Here is a 17052-nt window from a genome sequence, read left to right on the forward strand (position 1 = left end):
GGGATCACTGCTTCCGGGTCGCGAGATCGAAGAGGGTCACCAGTTCGGCCGCGTAGGTGGTGAGGTCCGGTTCCGGCGTTCCGGCGAGCAGGAACACCGGGCCCTCCACCGAACGCCGGATCGTCGTCGCCATCACGTGGACGTCGAACTCGCGGAACTCGCCCGACTCCTGGCCCCAGCGCAGGATGCGTTCGACCGGTTCCAGCGCCGCCCGCTCGTTCGCCGGGTCGTAGTCGAGGGCGCCGCCGAGGAAGATGTTCAGCAACGCGCGCATCCGGGTCGGCTGCGCAGCGGCGAATTCGAGGTTCGCCTCCAAGTACGTCCGCAGCGCCTCGCTCGCGGACGCGGGCTCGCTCATCCGCTCGGCCATGAACGCGCCGATCTCGCGGAAGACGTCTTCGAGGACCGTGCGGACGAGTTCTTCCTTGTTCGCGAAGTGGTACGAGATGAGCCCGGTGCTCGACAGCTTCGCCTGTTTCGCGATGCGGGCGAACGACGCGCGGGTGTAGCCGAGCTCGGCGATCGTCTCGATGGCCGCGGCCACGATCTGTGCCCGTCTCGCACTCTCGGTGAACGTCTTCGCTTTTGCTTGCATGAGCAAAAAATAGCTCAGGCGAGCAAATCCGTCGACCGGAAACCGCTCACCGACCGCTCGCCGACCGGCCTCACCCGTTCGAACAAAAGTTCTAAAAATTGTCGGTACCAGGGTGTTCAATGGTCAGGTGAGCACTTCAACGACCGCTGTCTTCGACGTCATCGACGAGGTCATCGCCCCGCTGGCCGCCGAGGTTCCGGAGCGTCCCTCGGTGATGGAGTTCTACGATCCGCAGCTCGCCGTGCCGCCTGTGCTGGCCGACGAGGAGCCGACTCCAGGGCTCACCCTGGCCGAGGAGGTGGAGCAGTACACCCGGTTCGTGAGCGGGATGGCGACCATCGGGCTGGCCCCCGGCGGTGAGGTCACGCCCGAGGCCGTCGGGCTGTACCGGGCGCTGCGCGGCGGGTTCATCCGCGGCGTGGTGACCGGGGTGTTCCCGTCCCGCGCGGAGCCGTGGGAGGTCCGGTTCTTCGGCGACGAGGACTACACCACGGTGCTGAACAAGCTCGGCAGGCGAGCGCGGCTGCGGTCCGGTTTCCTCAGCGCGCTGCCCGGCTGGGTGTTCGACGGGCTGCCGGACCATCCGCCGGGCACCGGCGAGACCGTGCGCATCGAAACGGACGCGGGCGGGCTGATCCCGCTGCGGGCCCGCGAGGCCGTCGAGGTGATCCGTGAGGGTGCTTCGCGGCCGCGGCACGGCACGGTCCTCGTCGATCTCGCGGTGCGGAACTCCATCCTCGCCGAGTACCCGCACGGCGCGTTCGGCCTGGTGGACAACGACCTCGGCCGGTACCAGTTCAGCTCGGCGATGGACGGCGACGGCCGCTGGACGCTCACCTGGGGCCCGGCCAGCCGGTCGACGGCCGAGCAATGGATCGTGAAGGCGGTGCAGAACCATGCGTGAACCGGCGACCGTGAAGGAACTGATGAAGCGTGCCGCCGAGCCGGTGCTGCGCGCGGTGCCCGAGCGACGGAGCGTGTACCTGGGCTACGACCCGGAGATCACCGACGACGAGATCCGCCGCCTGTGCCCGTCCTACGACGGGCCGGCGGATCTCGTCACCCAGGCCGAGCGGTACGCGGCCAAGGCGGCGATGCTCGAAGAGGCCGGGCTGATGGAGAACGGCGAGATCCATCCGGCCGCGGTCCGGATGCACGGCGTGATGCTGCGGGGTTCGGTGCGAGGCGTCCTCACCGGCGTCTTCGCGTCCGCGCCCCGCGCGGTGCGGGTCGATTGCTACGGCGACGGGCATCAGGCGGTCGTCTGGCGGATGCGGTCGGGACGGCGGACCACGTTCAGCCTGAGCGATTTCGGCGAGCTGGGAGCCCGGGTGTTCGGCGGGCTCCCGCACGTCCCCGCCGGCGACACCGAGCTCATGCGCATCAGGATCGACGAGCACGGCGTGCCGCTGCCCGGCCAAGACGAGGAGGTCGGCCTGGTCGGAGACACGCTGAACCGGCCGCGAACCGGGACGGCGATCCTCGATCTGGTCGCCTTCGGCGGGCTGAACGCCGAGTACCCGGACTACGGCTTCGTGATCATCGACAACGATCTGGGGAGGTTCGTGTTGTACGCCGCCCCTTCCGAAGGGTGGCTGATGTTCGGTGGAATGGACCGCCGGGCACTGGCGGGCTGGCTGCACGAGGCGGTGGACTTGAGCCGGACGTAGCCGTGGACGAGGGGGGCGGGCATGGACCTGGACCGGCGGGCGGCCGACGCGTGGTTCCGGCGGCGAGGGCTGCCGATGGTCATCCACCGGCGGAGGCGTGGAGCGGGCATGTTGCGCCGCTCGACGCCCGGGCTGGTGTTCCTGAGCCTGCTCGACCTGCTGCTGGCCGGGCTGCTGAAGCTGCTCGACGTCCCCGAGGACGTGCTCGCGGCCCGGATGCGCGAGAGCGGTGTCGCGTACGTCCTCGGTGTGCTGGCGTTGACGTTCGCCGTCGTCGTCGTGCCGGTGATCGCCGGTCGTCTGATGGCGAAGCTGCTCCGGGCGCTGCACCGCACGCGGGTCCGGCTGGCCGTCATGGCGGCGACGATCGGCTTTTGGCTGCTCGTCCTGCCGCTCGGCGAACGGCTCACCGGGCTGGTGTCGTGGGAGCACCCGCTCTGGGCGGCCGTCCTCGCCAATCTCGCCGCACTGGCCGTGCTGATGCTGCTGGTCCGCATCGGCGTCGGCTCGATCCTGACCTGGGCGGCGCGGAGCGCGGTCGCGCAGGTCAGGGCGATCGGCACGCTGGCGTCGCGGGCGTTGCCGCTGCTTCTGCTGGTGGTGATGTTCAGTTTCTTCACCGCCGAGCTGTGGCAGGCCGTGGAACGGCTGACCCCCGGCCGGTTGTGGCTGGTGGTCGGCTTCCTCGTGCTGATCGGCGCGGTGTTCCTCGCGTCGATGCTGTCCGACGAGATCAAGGAGCTGAAGTCCTGGACCGTGGAACCCGGGGCGCCCGTCCTGCGCGGCACGCCGTTCGACGACGACACACCCCCGCCCGATCGGCGCGCGCTGACGAAGATCGAGCGCTTGAACATCGCCTTGGTGCTGTTCTTCGCCCAAGCGGTGCAGATCGTGGCCTTCGGGGTGCTGGTGTTCGCGTTCTTCGTCGTGTTCGGGGTGCTGATCCTCCGGCCGGAGGTCGTGACCCAGTTCGCCGGCCGCGAATCGGCGCCGGGCACCCTCCTGGGTGTCCCTCTTCCGGTGAGTTCCGCGCTCGTCAACGTCTCTGTCTTCCTCGCCGTTTTCTCCGGTCTCTACTTCGCCGCATCAACCGCGACAGATGCCCGGTACCGGCGTTCTTTCTTCGAACCCTTGTTGGAGGATGTGAAGGTCAGCCTCGCGGCGCGTGACATTTATCTGGCCCATTGGGCGGATGTGCGACGAGCCGAGGTGGTTACCCTGGAAGCAGAGGACATTCCGTAGTGAGGTGGTCACCATGAGCGGGAAGGGCGGAACTCCCTTCTTCGATGCCCCCGACTTCGTGAAGGGCGATGGCACTCAGGCAGATCCTCCGGGCGACAGGTTCGCCGACCCCCTGTCCGGGCTGGTCACGACCGGCACCGCGGCCCAAGCGAATCCGTCGGCCGAGGCCGACGACATCCACGTACCGATACCGGGACCGGTCCAGCACGACCCCGAAGTCGTCAGCCGGATGGTCAGCGCGGCCATGCTCGCGGACGAGCAGCCCGCCGCAAGCCCCGGCGCCGTCCGTCCGCCCACCGAGATCGTCAGCACGGTCGGTGAGCAGGGCGCTGCGCCGATCGGGATCCTGCCCCAACAGCGGACCTGGCCGACGAGGCCGTCTCAGCTGATCCGTCCGCCGCGCCGGTTGAAGCAGGAAGAGCCGGTCGAGGTCGACGAAGAGGCCGAGGTCGAAGTACGGCGTGCCAAGCGTTCCATGCAGATGCCGAGGCTCGGCAAGCCGTCGTCGAACACCGCCGGTGTGATGATCGCGGTCGCCCTCATGATCGTCTTCGCGATCCTCGCAATCCAGCTGCTGTCCAGCCTGTTCAACAGCATCACGGGGATCTTCGGGTAACCCGTCCGGCGCTTGCGCCGGACGGGGCCGTCCGGACGGACCTCACCCATCGGGATACCCTGGCCATACGGTCGGGGGACCCGGCGTTGACCCGGGTCGCACCTCGGCGCCGCGTGACTAGTGGGGTGGGCGTATCAGCGAGGGCGTGCAGTCGGTGCCCGAAGCGGGCACTGGTTCTTCGGCGGGGCGTGACGCTTCCACGATGCATCGCGTGCGGCGGGTGCTGGCGATCAAGCCGTTCCGCCGGATCTGGGGTGTCTCGTACCTGTGCAGTGTCGCGGACTGGCTGAACCTGCTGACGCTGACCGGCCTGGTCACCAAACTGACCGACAACTACGCCGCGCAGAACTTCGCGTTCGTCGGTGTCGTGCTGACATCGCTGCTGCCGGGGCTGCTGTTCGCCCCGCTCGGCGGGCTGCTCGCCGACCGGTTCGACCGGCGCAAGGTGATGGTGCTCTGCGACCTCGGCCGATGCGGGTTCCTGCTGTCGATCGCGTTCGTCGGCACGCCGTGGTGGGTGTTCGTCGGGAACTTCCTGGTCGGCTGCTGCGCGATGATGTGGATCCCGTCGAAGGACGCGGCGGTGCCGAACCTGCTGCGCCGCCCGGACCAGGTCGAGACGGCCAACCAGCTCGGCATGGTGATGACCTACGGCCTCGCGGTGATCACCGCGGCCGGGGCGAACGCCGTGCTCACCGGTAGTAACACCACGTTCCACTTCTTCCAGGGCGACGCCCAGCTCGGCATCGCGAAGGTCGCCGTCGTCATCACCGGCCTGCTGTACCTGACCAGTGCGATCGTGATCGCCACCCGGATCCCCGAGCTCTCGCTGCGTAACGTCCACTCGGTCGAGAAACCCAAGGTCAAGGCCGCGGACGAGGAGAAATTCGGCTTCCGCCAGATGATCTCCGACGGCGCCCGGTTCGTGCGGACGACGCCGTTGGTCCGCGGGTTGATGATCGGCGCGTTCGGCGCGTTCGCCGCCGGTGGCGCGGTGATCGGTTCGGCCAAGCCGTACTCGTCGAGCCTGCTCGCCGGTGACGCGGCGTTCAACCTCCTCGTGCTCGCCGTCTTCCTCGGGCTCGCCAGCGGGATGGCGGTGGCCCCGAAGCTCGCTCGGCGGCTCGCGCACGACCGGCTGTTCGGGATCTCGATCGTCGCCGCGGGCCTGTGCCTCATCGTCGTCGCGCTGTCGCCGCATCTCGCCGTTTCGCTGGTCGCCGTCGCCGCCGTCGGGGTGTGGGCCGGGACGGCGTTCCTGACCGGTGTCACGATCATCGGTTCGCGGATCGAGGACTCCATCCGCGGCCGGATCAACGCGATCTACCAGTCGCTGATGAAGATCGTGCTGTTCGGCTCGACGATCCTGGTGCCGGTGCTGATCAGCGCGGTCCAGACGACCGAGGTCGAACTGTGGGGCGGCACGATCACGATCGACGGCACCCGGCCGGTGATGATCGGCGGCGGTGTCCTCGCGCTGATCGCCGGCATCGTCGCCTACCGGCAGATGGACGACAGGCGTGCCGAGCCGATCCTCGCCGACCTCCGCAACGCCTTGCGCCGCAGCCCGCGCCGGGTGAACGGGCTGCTGATCGCGCTCGAGGGGACGCGGGCGATCAACACCGAGACGCAGGCCGCGCGGCTGGCCGAATGGCTGCGCGGAGGCACGCGTCCGGTCGTACTGGCGGCCGACCCGGCGCTGGACGACCAACGGCTCGCGAAGTTGCTCGCCGGTGCTTCGCTGACCGGTGCGCGGGCGCAGGCGCTCGCCGCCGCCGCGGTGCGGGCGGACATCGTCGAACGGGACATCCAGCCCGCGCTCGACGCCGGTTCGGTCGTCGTGATGGAACGGTTCGTGGACTCGCCGCTGGCGCATCTGTCGGCGGTCGCCGGGCTGGACAGCCAGGAACTCGAAGGGCTCGCCGACTGGGCGACCAACCGGCTGCGGCCGGACATCACGGTCCTGCTCGACGCCGACCCCGGCACGGTCATGCGGAAGTCGGAATCGCTGGACGCGCAGTGGCGGGTGCAGCATCTGCTCACGGAAATGGCCGCCGCCGACCCGGACCGGTACGTCGTGGTCGACGCGGACGGCACCGAGGACGAAGTGAGCGACCGCGTGCGGACCGCGATCCGCGCGGTGCTCGTCGGCAGGCTCGCCGGGCTCGCGCCGTCGGAGGAAAAGGTCGAGGTGAGATGACGGAAGCCCCTGCGCTGATCGGTGTCTGGAAGCAGCTCGTCGGCCAGGAGCCCGCCGCGCGCACGCTTTCTTCGGCGTCGACGGCGGCCGCGCGGATCGTCGAGAACCAGCCTGTCGCGCCCGGCGCGATGACGCATGCCTGGCTGGTCACCGGTCCGCCCGGTTCGGGGCGCTCGACCGCCGCACGGGTTTTCGCGGCGGCGTTGCAATGCAGCACCGGCACCGGATGCGGGGAATGCCCTGGCTGCCGCACCGTGCTCGCCGGCACGCACGCCGACGTCAAGCTCGTCGCGCCCGAGGGTCTCTCGATCTCCGTCGCTGAAATGCGTTCGCTGGTCCAGTCCGCCGCCCGCCGCCCGACCACCGGGAGGTGGCAGGTGGTGGTCATCGAGGACGCCGACAGGCTGACCGAAGGCGCGTCGAACGCGTTGCTGAAGGCCGTCGAGGAGCCGCCGGATCGCACGGTGTTCCTGCTGTGCGCGCCGTCGGACCACCCGGACGACGTGTCGGTGACGATCCGCTCGCGGTGCCGTCTGGTCACGTTGCGGACGCCACCGCCCGAGGCGATCGCGCAGGTGCTGATCGAGCGGGACGGTATCGACCCCGAACGTGCGCGATGGGCCGCGTCCGTCTCGAGTGGACATGTCGGCCGCGCGCGACGGCTCGCCACCGATGAGGCCGCCCGGCAGCGACGGGCGACCGTGCTGCGGATCCCGCTCGGCCTGCGCCGTCCGTCCGATGTGTTCACCTGCGCCGATCAGCTGATCAGCGCGGCCGAGGCCGACGCGGGCGAAGAGAGCAAGGTCCGCGACGAGGCCGAACGTTCCGAACTCCGCACCGCGATGGGCGGCGACGGCATCGGGAAGGGCGTCGGCGGGGCGAAACGAGCCGCCGAAGCCGCTGTGAAACAACTCGAGAAGCGCCAGAAGTCACGCGCGACCCGTACACAGCGGGACACCCTCGATCTCGCCCTGGTGGACCTCGCCGCGTTCTACCGGGACGTGCTCGTGACCGCGAGCGGCGCGGGCGCGACGCTGAACCATCCCGACCACGCCTCGGAAATCACGCAGGCCGCTTCCGCCTGGGCGCCGGACTCGATCCTGCGCCGCCTCGAAGCCGTCCTGGAATGCCGCGAGGCCATCGACCTGAATGTGAAACCACGAATCGCCGTCGAAGCCATGGTCACCACCCTGCGCCAAGGCTGACCCGGCTCTCCCTGTCGCGCCTACCCCAGCCCCCGCCCGTCCCAGGGGGGCGTCCCCGAGTCCAGTCTACCGGGGGTGGAGGGGGAAAAGGGCTGGTCGCGGGAGTTGTCCACAGGTGGGGATAGTTGTGGACAAGTGCTGTGGGTAAGTGAAGGGGCTTCGGGTTCGGGGCGGTGCTGGCGCTGGTGCCGTGATGTCCCCAATGTGGCATTGGAGACGCTCAGCGACCCCAATGTGGCATTGGGGGCATCGCGGGGCCGATGGGGAAGTGAGCGAAGGCGCGCGAAGCAGCGAACGCAGCGAAGTGGGCAAAGGTGGCCGAAGCGGTGCGGTGAAGCCTGTGAACCGGCGACTGTGTGGATTTCTGGTCATCCAACGCACCAAAATCCACACAGTGACCGAGAAACGAAAGGGGCCTTCACCGCATCGAAGCGGCGAAGGCCCCTGACTTCCGAAAGGCGGCTAAGAGGGAGGTACGAACGGACCTCTCACGCGGGGGCAAGGCGTGAAAGGACCGTTCATCACCCTCCTCGCCCCGTCTAGTCCCCCGATCGCGGCCGCGGCGAAGGCTTGAACCCCGGCGACCCCGGCCCAGGCGAGTCTTCCGAGACGGTGACCACCGCGAGCCGGCGGCGTCCCGGCATGGCGGCCACGAGGACGACACCGATCAGCAGCATCGCGGTACCCGACCAGAACATCGGCACCGTGTCGTAGGCCGCGTTGGTGTAGGCCAGGTTCTTGACCGGCCCCTTCGGCGCCGCGCCTCCGTTGTTGCCCGCGGGCGGCGGGGCCACGGTGCCGCATTCGACACCGCCGGCCGGCGCGTACGCGCGGGCGATCTGCTCGCCGAGCGAGACCTGGGCCAGCGACGAAGGCAGCTTCTTCGCGGCGTCCGGCGGGAGTGCCTTCTGCAGTGCCGTCGTCGGCAGGATCTGCAGGTCCAGCAGCCGCGCCGAGGCACCCATCTGGAAGCCCTTGAACGGCGAGGTCATGTCGCTCGACTTCTGGTTCAGCCCGGCGATCGACAGCTTAAGCACCCCGAGGTCGAGGGTGAGCCCGTTCCCGGCCTCGCCGCCCGGAAGCTGTTTGGTGGCACCGTTCACCATCTCGGCGAGTCCGCCGACGACCGGCACGTTCTTCAGCTGCTCGAAGCCGGGGACCTGCTTGAGCGACGGCAGCGGGATGCCGATCGGGATGTCCTTGGCCGGGTTGTTCGCGTCGAGGGTGAACAGGACCTTGTCGCCGCGGACGATCTGCAGCACCGGCGCGGTGTACTCGACCTTCGACGTCTTCTTGTCGCCGGTCGAGGTGACCCGCAGCGTCGGCTGGCTGGCGACCTTGATCGTCAGGCCGAGCGGCGTGCCCTTCAGCAGTTCGATGTTGGCCGCCTGCAGGGTCGACGTCGATTCGACGGCCTTGTTCTTCGAACCGGGGATGTCGACCAGCCGCACGACCGACCGCGACGACAGCGTGTTCGGCAGGCTCAGCACGGCGCCCTTGCCGTCGGCGTTGGTGCTGGTGCCCGAAAGCAGGCCGCCGAGGTTCGCCAGCGGGCCGAGGGCGGACAGGCCCGACTTGAGCTGCTCCGAAGCCTGGGTGAGCTGGTCGGCGCCCGGGATGTTCGGGATGGTCGGCAGCAGCGCGAGGTTCGCGATCGACGTGCTCGAGTCGGCGATCGTGCCGACGCACGGGCCGAGCGTCGGGCTCCAGCGCGCGTGCGCCTCACCGTTGAGCAGGCCGAGGTTGAACAGCGGGTTCTTCGGCGCGTTGAGGCCGCCGCTGATCTGCTTCGGGTTATCCGGCAACGCCGTCTGCACGAGGCTGCCCGGCGTCTGCGGCGCGTTGCCCGCGGCGGACAGGCCGAACGGCGACGACTGCGCGATCGACTTTTCGTAGCTCAGGTAGGCCTCGGAGTTGGCCTGCGCGCTGGAAAGCCCCATCCCGGCCTCGAGCGCGGACTGCTTCGGCAGCATCTCGCCAGCCCCGGGGAGGATGGCGCTCGTCGGCACCGCGTTCGGCAGCAGCCGCAGCACGCCGAGGGCCGCTCCCGCGTCACCGACGGCCTTGCCCAGCGGCTGCGGACCGATCGGCGCCGACATCGGCGGCTGTCCCGGATTCGCCGGATCGGGGATCGGCGTGGTGGGAATGGTCTGGGCGGTCGCCGGGGCCGCGGTCAGCAAAAGCAGGGCCGCGGCGGCCGGAAGCGCCAGCACACGGGGCAGTCGTTGCCGCATGAACAGGTCCTCCAGTGGGGGTGGGCCGATCTTGGGGGACTGAGACCGGCGTCATAGGACCTTAACGACGGTGGCCCTCGAAGGTGACGTTCAAGCCTCCGCTACACTTGTCTCCGTCATCGGGTGCGAGCCCGATGTCCGCCGCCTTAGCTCAGTCGGCCAGAGCGATTCACTCGTAATGAATAGGTCAGGGGTTCGATTCCCCTAGGCGGCTCCGCAGGTCAGGGCCCCATTCGGATACTCCGGATGGGGCCCTGATCCGTTTCCGGGGCAGGCTCCGCACCCGGCACGGAAATTCACCCGTTGGTGTCACCTTTGAGGAACATCCGCGACAGCGAAGTGCCCACTCCCGTGAGGTGGTCGACGAGCGTGTCCGCGTCCGCGTCGAGCAGGCCGGAGCGCCAGGCGAGCATGATCTCGACGAAGCCGCCGATGCCCAGCAGGACGTTGACGCGGAACTCCAGGCCGTCGACGTCCGGCTTCAAATGCGGCCGCGCGAGTTCGATCAGCAGGCCGGTGGTCTCCTGGACGGTCTGCCGCCGCAGTTGCTCCAGCACGGCGCTGCCCGCGTGGTCGCCGAACAGGATTTGCGCGCGGGACGGCTCTTCCCGCACGTGGTGCACGACGACGTCGACGGCGGCGCGGAGCTGGTCGAGGGCGGGTTGCTCGATCCGGGCGGCGACGGCGTCGAGGACCATCCGCAAGGTCTCGTCGCGGACCTGTTCCCAGGCGGTGGCGAGCAAGGCGTCGCGGTTCGCGAAGCTCTCGTAGAAGTACCGGTCCGTCAGGTTCGCCCGCGCGCAGACGCCGCGCATGGTGACCGCCGCCCAGCCTTGTTCCTGCCAGATGTCCAATGCGGCGCCGAGCAGGGCGAGCCGTCGTTCGGCGCGGCGTTCGTCGGCGGTCTTGCCGCTGTAGCGGCGGGACGCGGTCACCTGTCCATCTTGACAGCAGATGCCCTCGGATTCATTCTGAGGGCATGCGACCGCAGAATGGCCTGCGACCCGGTTTGGCCGCCGCGCTGACGTCCGCCTTCGTGCGGCCGATCGCCAACGCGATCCCGGCCAACCGGGCGGGCGTCGCGTTCTCCCGCGCTTTCATCGCGAGCAGTCTGTGGCTGGCTTCGCCGCCGTTGAAGGGAAGCCGCGTCGAGCCCGGCGTTGGCGGCGAGTGGGTCCGCGGTCCCGAAGTGACCGAAGGCGACGCGGTTGTCCTCTACGTCCATGGCAGCGGCTACGCGCTCTGCTCGGCGCGCACGCATCGCGGACTGACCACGCGGGTTTCCGACGGCACCGGGCTGCCGGTCTTCGCTTGCGAGTACCGGCTCGCGCCCCGGCATCGCTTCCCGAGCGCCGCCGACGATGTCCGCGCGGCCTACGAACGGCTCCTCGGCCAGGGATATCGGCGGATCCTCGTCGCGGGCGACTCGGCGGGCGGGCATCTCGCGGTCGATCTCGCCGCGCAGCTGATCCGGGAACGCGAAGACCCGCCCGCCGCGCTGGCCCTCTTCTCACCGTTGTTCGACGTGACGTTCTCGTTGGCCGCCCAGAGGGAACGCATGAGCCCGGACCCGATGATCTCCGCCGCCGCGGCCGCGCGGCTGGTCGGTCTGTACACAGTGGACGCCGACCTCGCGTCGGCGCGGCTGCGGTTCGCCTTCGATGACATCAAGGGCTTCCCGCCGACGATCATCCAGGCAGGCGGACTCGAAATGCTCGCCGCGGACGCCATCGAGCTGGCCAGGGCGCTGCGCCGCGCGGGCGCGGACTGCGAACTCGACGTGGTCCCCGGTCAGATGCACGTGTTCCAGGCACTGACCCGCTTCGTCCCGGAGGCGCGGCCCGCGATGGAGCGTGCCTGCCGGTTCCTGACCGAAAATCTGACAGCGATCGAAAAGGCGGCCTAGTGAAACGGACCCACGGAGCGCACGCCGTCGTCACCGGGGCGGGCAGCGGGATCGGGAGGGCGATCGCGGCCGAGCTCGTCCGGCGCGGCAGCCGGGTCGTCTGCGCGGACATCGACCTCGAAGCCGCCGAGGAAACCGCGAAATCGCTCGAGAACGCGGTCGCCATCGCCTGCGACGTGTCCAGTGTGGACGAAGTCGCCGAGCTCGCTAGCCAGTCGCGTTCCTGGCTCGGCCGCGAGCCGGACCTCGTCGTCAACAACGCCGGGATCGGCGCCGGCGGCAAACCCGTCGGGGAGAGCCCGCTGTCCGATTGGCAGCGCACCCTCGGCGTGAATCTCTGGGGTGTGATCCACGGCTGCCACACCTTCGTCCCCGCCATGCGGGCGGCGAAAGCGGGCGGCGTCATCAACGTCGCCTCGGCCGCCGGCTTCACCGCCGCCCCGAGGATGGCCGCCTACAACGTGAGCAAGGCCGGCGTCGTCAGTCTTTCGGAGACACTGGCCGCCGAGCTGTCCGGCACGGGTGTCGCGGTCACCGTGCTGTGCCCGACTTTCGTGCGTACCAACATCTTCGACGGCGAACTCATCGACGCCGAGGCGCGCGGCCTCGCGCGGCGGGTCTCCGACGTGGTCGGGTTCTCCGCCGAAAAAGTCGCGCGGATGACCCTCGACGCCCATGATCGCGGCCGTCTATACGTGGTTCCGCAACCCGACGCTCAGCTTCTCTGGCACGCCAAGCGTTTCGTGCCCGTCCCGTACACGCGGATCGCCGGTCTGCTCGGCCGGTTCCTGCCCGCCGAAAAGGAGAAGTGATGGCCTACGACTTCGACGCGATGCTCCAGACCATCAAGGACAAGCAGTGGTCGCTGGCCGACATCGACTGGGACGCGCCCGGCGCGGAGACGATGACCGACGAACTCCGCGCCAAGATGCGGCCGTTCATGGCCGATCTCGTGTGGATCGAGCACGTCGGCGCCCGCGGGTTCGCCTCACTGGCCAAGAAGGCGCCGACACCGGTCATCCAGGAGATCTACCGCTACTTCCACGCAGAGGAACAGAAGCACGCCAACGCCGAACTGGCGTTGATGAAGCGCTGGGGCATGCTCGACGAGCACGGTTCGATGCCCGAGCCGAACATCAACGTCAAGCTCGCCATCAAGGTCCTCGACGACTACGGCGACACGCTGCCGCTGACGGCGCTGGCCACGCTCATCCCGCTGCTGGAATGCGCGCTGGACGGCGCACTGGTGAAGTTCCTGCTGGAAGAGGTCTCCGATCCGGTGTGCCACCAGGTGTTCCGGCATATCAACTCCGACGAGTCCCGGCACATCACGGCCGATTTCGAGGTGCTGGAACTGATCGGTGCCGGCTCCACGACCAAGCTGCTCACCGAATCCGTCGGCTCGCTCAAACCCCAGATCGTCCTCGGCCTGATCGTGGTGTTCGTCCCGCTGATCAACAAGATGCGGGACAACATCGTCGCGATGGGCCTGCCGGAGAAGAAGCTGTACAACGCCGTGAAGCGGTTCTCCGCGATCGGCGGCCGCGGCGAGTTCACGAAACGCATCCCGGCGTACCACGTGCTCAAGGCGCAGGCGGCGATGATCGTCGACCGCTCGCACGTCTACCACCGGCTGCTCGCCGACCCGATGGTGAAGATGACCCGCCTGATCCCCGCGCGGCTGCTGGGAAAGCCGCAGTCGTGGACCGAGGAGATCACTCACGAACCGGTCGCGTCATGACCTTGGGCGAATTCCGGGGCGAGGTGCTGCGCGGCACCGAATGGTTCGGGCACGACTTCGCCGGGCAGCGGGTCGCCGTGGTCGCGCCCGGCCGTGAGGCGGCGCAGATCGTGCCCGAGGTGGCGGCCACCGCGCGGGCGGTGAAGGTATTCCAGGAAGAACCCGACTGGGTGGTGCCGATGCCGGTCCCCGGGCCGGACGTCCTCGGCATCGCCGTCGCCAAGGTCTTCCTGCGCTGGCAGGTGAAAGACCCGTGGCTCCGCAGGCTGCTGACCCCCGACCGCCACTTCGGGTCGCGTCGGACGGCGCCCGGTCTCGGTTATTACGGCGCGCTCGAAAAGCCCGGTTGCAAACTCATCACCTGGCCGGTCTACGCCTTCGTGCCCCACGGAATCCGTACCGCCGAAGGTATCGAGCATCAGGCCGACGTCGTCGTGCTCGGCGCCAGTTCGCTTTTCGCCAAGGAAGGACTTCCCGCATGACGCCGGACCACGAGATCGCGATCATCGGCGGCGGTTTCTCCGGGATCGGCGCCGCGATCCTGCTTCGAAAAGCCGGCTTCGAGGACTTCCTTATGCTGGAGGAGGGCGACGGCGTCGGCGGCGCCTGGCATTGGAACACCTATCCCGGCGTCGCCGTCGACATCCCGTCGTTCAGCTACCAGTTCTCGTTCGAGCAGATCTCCGGCTGGTCGCGGGTCTACGCGCCAGGCCGCGAACTGAAGGCGTACGCCGACTACTGCGTCGACAAGTACGACATCCGCCGCCGCACCCGCCTCGGCAGCAAGGTCGTCTCCGCGGCCTTCGACGACGAAACGCACTTGTGGCGCCTGGAAACCGCCGACGGCTGGTCGATGACGGCGCGGTTCGTCGTCGGCGCCACCGGCGTGCTCACCCAGCCGAAGCCGCCGGACATCGACGGGCTCGACGCCTTCCGGGGCACGGTCATGCACACCGCCCGCTGGGACCACGGCGTCGATCTGCGCGGCAAACGCGTCGCCGTCGTCGGCACCGGGGCCTCGGCCGTGCAGGTCATCCCGTCCATCGCGCCGGAGGCCGGCCATCTGACGGTGTTCCAGCGCACGCCGATCTGGTGCCTGCCCAAACCCGACGCCGTCCTGCCTCGGGCGGCGCGGCTGGCGCTGCGGCGGCTGCCGGGCGCGAAACTGGTGTCCCGGCTGGCCAGCCAGGCGCTGGTCGAAGTGACCTTCCCGTTGGCCGCGCATTTCCACAATCTCCTGCCGACCGCGGGGGCGGGGGAGCGGATCGGGCGCGCGCATCTGCGCCGCGCGGTGAAGGACCCCGTGACCCGCGAGAAGCTCACGCCGCGTTATGCCTTGGGCTGCAAGCGGCCGAGCTTCTCCAACGACTACCTCCAGACGTTCGACCGGGACGACGTCACGCTGGAGACCACGAGCATCGACGCGATCACCGGATCCGGGGTGCGCACCGTCGACGGCACCGAGCATCCGGTCGACGTCCTGGTGCTGGCGACCGGGTTCAAGGTGTTCGAGAAGGGCAACATGCCCGCGTTCACCGTGCGCGGATCGGGCGGCGCCGACCTGGAGAAGTTCTGGGAGGAGAACCGGTTCCAGGCCTATCAGGGCGTCAGCGTCCCCGGTTTTCCGAACTTCTTCACCATCCTCGGGCCCTACGGCTACAACGGTTCCTCGTACTTCAACCTCATCGAGACGCAGACCGCGCACATCATCCGGTGCCTGCGCAACGCGCGGAAGACCGGCGCGACCCGCGTGGAGGTCACGAACGAGGCCAACGACCGGTACTTCCGGAGCATGCTGGACCGCCGCAAGCACCAGGTGTTCTTCCAGGACAGCTGTTCGCTGGCCAACAGCTACTACTTCGACGCGAACGGGGACGTGCCCTTCCGTGCCTCGCCCACGTTGGAAACGATGGTGACGAGCCGGTTCTTCGACCTCGACGACTACGCCTTCGCGGACGGCCGGTGAACACTGGCTGAAGTCCGCCGTCCCCCGCCGGGATGAGCCATAGGTTCGATACCCCGAACCTGGAGGCTGGTCTTGGAAGGCTTTCCCTGGGACGTCCTGCTCGCGGTGGTCGGGATCGCCGTCCCTGCCGTCGCGTTCCTGTGGGAGTTCGTGCTGGTCGGCCGCAAACGGCTCGGCTACCGCGTGCAGATGGACACCCCGACGGCGTCCGGACGCGGGTTCGCGCCGACCGCGGACGCGCTCGCGCAGTTGCAGCACGAGAACGGCGAGCGGCTCGTCGACCCGTCGTTCGTGCTGCTGCGCATCGAGAACAGCGGCACCACCGACATCGACACCGACGATTACGCGGTCAACGAGAACGACCGGGTCGGCGTCCGCGTGAAGTTCCCCGGCCGCACCGTGGCCGGGATGGTGGTGACCGAACTCAGCTCGCCGCATCTGCACGAATGTTTCGGCGACGACTCCGGTTTCGGCGCGCGCGACGAGAATCCCGAACGGCCTGCCGGGGTGATCGACCTGCCGAGGGTGCCGCTGAACCGCGGCGCGCACTACAAGATCCTCGCCGTACTCGACCGCATCCCCAACGGCTCGCCCGACGCCTTCGACGAACCGCAGGTCGTCGGCGAGATCAAAGGCGGCAGCTTCCGCGAGACCAAGAGCCGCACCGGGCCGACGACCTCGGTGATGGCGCTGATCCTCTTCCTCGTGGTGCTCAGCATCTTCCAGCTGACCCGCTCGCTGGTCTTCGACGAGAAGCCGCCTCCGCTGGACTGCGCGTCCGGGAAGCTCACGATCACCGGATCGACGGCTTTCGCGCCGGTGCTGAAGGAGGCGACGGCTTCGTACACGAAGACGTGCCCGGGCGCGTCGTTCGTCTTCGACAGCCGGGGGAGCGCCGAAGGGCTGGGCAGCCTGAACCAGGCCGGGAACGACGGCACGCTGGCGTTCTCCGACGGCGCCAAGGGCGAGGGCTACCCGCGACTGCTGCCGCGTCCGGTCGCGTTCTCGCTGTTCACGCTCGTGATCAACGCCGAAGCGGGCGTCCAGGACCTGTCGCTCGCGCAGATCCGCGACGTCTACGACGGCAAGATCGCGAACTGGAAGGAGATCGGCGGCAAGGACCGGCCGGTCCGGCTCGTCGACCGGCATTCCGACTCCGGTACGCGGCGGACGTTCGAGGAACAGATCCTGGCGGGCAAGCGGGAACCCGGCGACAACTCCGACGACTGCCTCAAGCCGGCGCCGGGCGCCCAGCGGGGAGTGGTGCGCTGCGCGAAGCCGTCCACGAACGACGTCCTCGACGCGGTGTCGCGCGTGCCGGGCGCGCTCGGCTACAGCGAACTCGGCGCGGCCACGAAACGCCAGGACGTGCTGCCGGTCCGCATCGACGGCCACCAGGCGACCCTGGAGGGCGCGATCCACGCGGCGTACCCGTTCTGGGAGACGGAGTACGCGTACACGTTCGGCGAGCCGAAGGCGGACTCGCTCGTCGCCAGCTTCCTGCGGTACTTGACCAACCAGGTCGGCAAGGACATCGTGCGGTCCCACGGGCACCGGCCGTGCGCCGAACTGGCGAACCCGGTGCTGTGCCGTCCGGGCGTGTGAAGGCGTGTCGTGAGTGGTAAGTGTCGTTCTAACGACACTTACCACTCACGACCGCCGGGACCCTGACCCTGA

15 protein-coding genes and 1 tRNA gene are annotated in these 17052 nt (G+C 68.9%); 13 read left to right on the forward strand and 3 right to left on the reverse strand.

The genetic code is table 11. The features are described 5' to 3' along the window. Nucleotides 1-4: 4 nt before the first annotated feature. Nucleotides 5-595: a TetR/AcrR family transcriptional regulator gene (locus tag DMH03_RS07390; RefSeq protein ID WP_233611309.1), complete on the reverse strand. Its 591-nt coding sequence runs from the start codon at nt 593-595 to the stop codon at nt 5-7. Between the two features lie 112 nt (nt 596-707). Here DMH03_RS07390 and DMH03_RS07395 point away from each other — a divergent pair, with 112 nt between their 5' ends. The 6 genes from DMH03_RS07395 to DMH03_RS07420 all read left to right on the forward strand — a co-directional run bounded on the left by DMH03_RS07395 (nt 708) and on the right by DMH03_RS07420 (nt 7528). Further along, nucleotides 708-1499 (forward strand): ESX secretion-associated protein EspG, encoded by a 792-nt coding sequence (locus DMH03_RS07395; protein WP_125791174.1) that lies wholly within the window; start codon nt 708-710, stop codon nt 1497-1499. Continuing rightward, on the forward strand, nt 1492-2265 hold the full coding sequence (locus DMH03_RS07400; RefSeq protein WP_125791175.1) for an ESX secretion-associated protein EspG: 774 nt from the start codon (nt 1492-1494) through the stop codon (nt 2263-2265). Before DMH03_RS07395 ends, DMH03_RS07400 begins: the two co-directional genes overlap by 8 nt. Before the next feature lie 21 nt (nt 2266-2286). After that, nucleotides 2287-3507, forward strand: a complete 1221-nt coding sequence (locus tag DMH03_RS07405) for a hypothetical protein (RefSeq protein WP_125791176.1) — start codon at nt 2287-2289, stop codon at nt 3505-3507. 13 nt (nt 3508-3520) lie between these two features. Then, on the forward strand, nt 3521-4123 hold the full coding sequence (locus tag DMH03_RS07410) for a hypothetical protein (RefSeq protein WP_233611311.1): 603 nt from the start codon (nt 3521-3523) through the stop codon (nt 4121-4123). A 145-nt stretch (nt 4124-4268) separates the two neighbouring features. Beyond that, nucleotides 4269-6323: a dTMP kinase gene (locus tag DMH03_RS07415; protein ID WP_125791178.1), complete on the forward strand. Its 2055-nt coding sequence runs from the start codon at nt 4269-4271 to the stop codon at nt 6321-6323. Further along, complete coding sequence (locus DMH03_RS07420; RefSeq protein ID WP_125786193.1) at nt 6320-7528, forward strand: DNA polymerase III subunit delta'; 1209 nt, start codon at nt 6320-6322, stop codon at nt 7526-7528. Before DMH03_RS07415 ends, DMH03_RS07420 begins: the two co-directional genes overlap by 4 nt. A 539-nt stretch (nt 7529-8067) precedes the next feature. Here DMH03_RS07420 and DMH03_RS07425 read toward each other — a convergent pair. Further along, nucleotides 8068-9762: a hypothetical protein gene (locus tag DMH03_RS07425; protein ID WP_125791179.1), complete on the reverse strand. Its 1695-nt coding sequence runs from the start codon at nt 9760-9762 to the stop codon at nt 8068-8070. Nucleotides 9763-9902: 140 nt separating this feature from the next. On the opposite strand from DMH03_RS07425, the gene DMH03_RS07430 reads away from it, so the two are divergent. Further along, a tRNA-Thr gene (locus DMH03_RS07430) sits at nt 9903-9976 on the forward strand. 82 nt (nt 9977-10058) lie between these two features. On the opposite strand, the gene DMH03_RS07435 is transcribed toward DMH03_RS07430, so the two are convergent. Then, nucleotides 10059-10697 carry a TetR/AcrR family transcriptional regulator gene (locus tag DMH03_RS07435; protein ID WP_125791180.1) on the reverse strand — a complete coding sequence of 213 codons (639 nt, stop codon included), beginning with the start codon at nt 10695-10697 and terminating at the stop codon, nt 10059-10061. 44 nt (nt 10698-10741) lie between these two features. On the opposite strand from DMH03_RS07435, the gene DMH03_RS07440 reads away from it, so the two are divergent. The 6 genes from DMH03_RS07440 (at nt 10742) to DMH03_RS07465 (ending at nt 16980) form a co-directional block, all read left to right on the forward strand. Then, nucleotides 10742-11668: an alpha/beta hydrolase gene (locus DMH03_RS07440; RefSeq protein ID WP_199748699.1), complete on the forward strand. Its 927-nt coding sequence runs from the start codon at nt 10742-10744 to the stop codon at nt 11666-11668. Continuing rightward, a complete protein-coding gene (locus tag DMH03_RS07445) occupies nt 11668-12480 on the forward strand; it encodes an SDR family oxidoreductase (RefSeq protein WP_199748701.1) in 813 nt (270 codons plus the stop codon). The genes DMH03_RS07440 and DMH03_RS07445 overlap by 1 nt, the downstream gene beginning before the upstream one ends. Then, nucleotides 12480-13409, forward strand: a complete 930-nt coding sequence (locus tag DMH03_RS07450) for a ferritin-like domain-containing protein (RefSeq protein ID WP_125791182.1) — start codon at nt 12480-12482, stop codon at nt 13407-13409. The genes DMH03_RS07445 and DMH03_RS07450 overlap by 1 nt, the downstream gene beginning before the upstream one ends. Further along, nucleotides 13406-13891, forward strand: a complete 486-nt coding sequence (locus DMH03_RS07455) for an FAD-dependent oxidoreductase (protein WP_125791183.1) — start codon at nt 13406-13408, stop codon at nt 13889-13891. The genes DMH03_RS07450 and DMH03_RS07455 overlap by 4 nt, the downstream gene beginning before the upstream one ends. Further along, on the forward strand, nt 13888-15375 hold the full coding sequence (locus tag DMH03_RS07460; protein WP_125791184.1) for an NAD(P)/FAD-dependent oxidoreductase: 1488 nt from the start codon (nt 13888-13890) through the stop codon (nt 15373-15375). The genes DMH03_RS07455 and DMH03_RS07460 overlap by 4 nt, the downstream gene beginning before the upstream one ends. A gap of 72 nt (nt 15376-15447) precedes the next feature. Continuing rightward, nucleotides 15448-16980, forward strand: a complete 1533-nt coding sequence (locus DMH03_RS07465; protein WP_125791185.1) for a PstS family phosphate ABC transporter substrate-binding protein — start codon at nt 15448-15450, stop codon at nt 16978-16980. Nucleotides 16981-17052: the final 72 nt, after the last annotated feature.

It is taken from the genome of Amycolatopsis sp. WAC 01376, from assembly GCF_003947415.1.
Lineage (GTDB): Bacteria > Actinomycetota > Actinomycetes > Mycobacteriales > Pseudonocardiaceae > Amycolatopsis.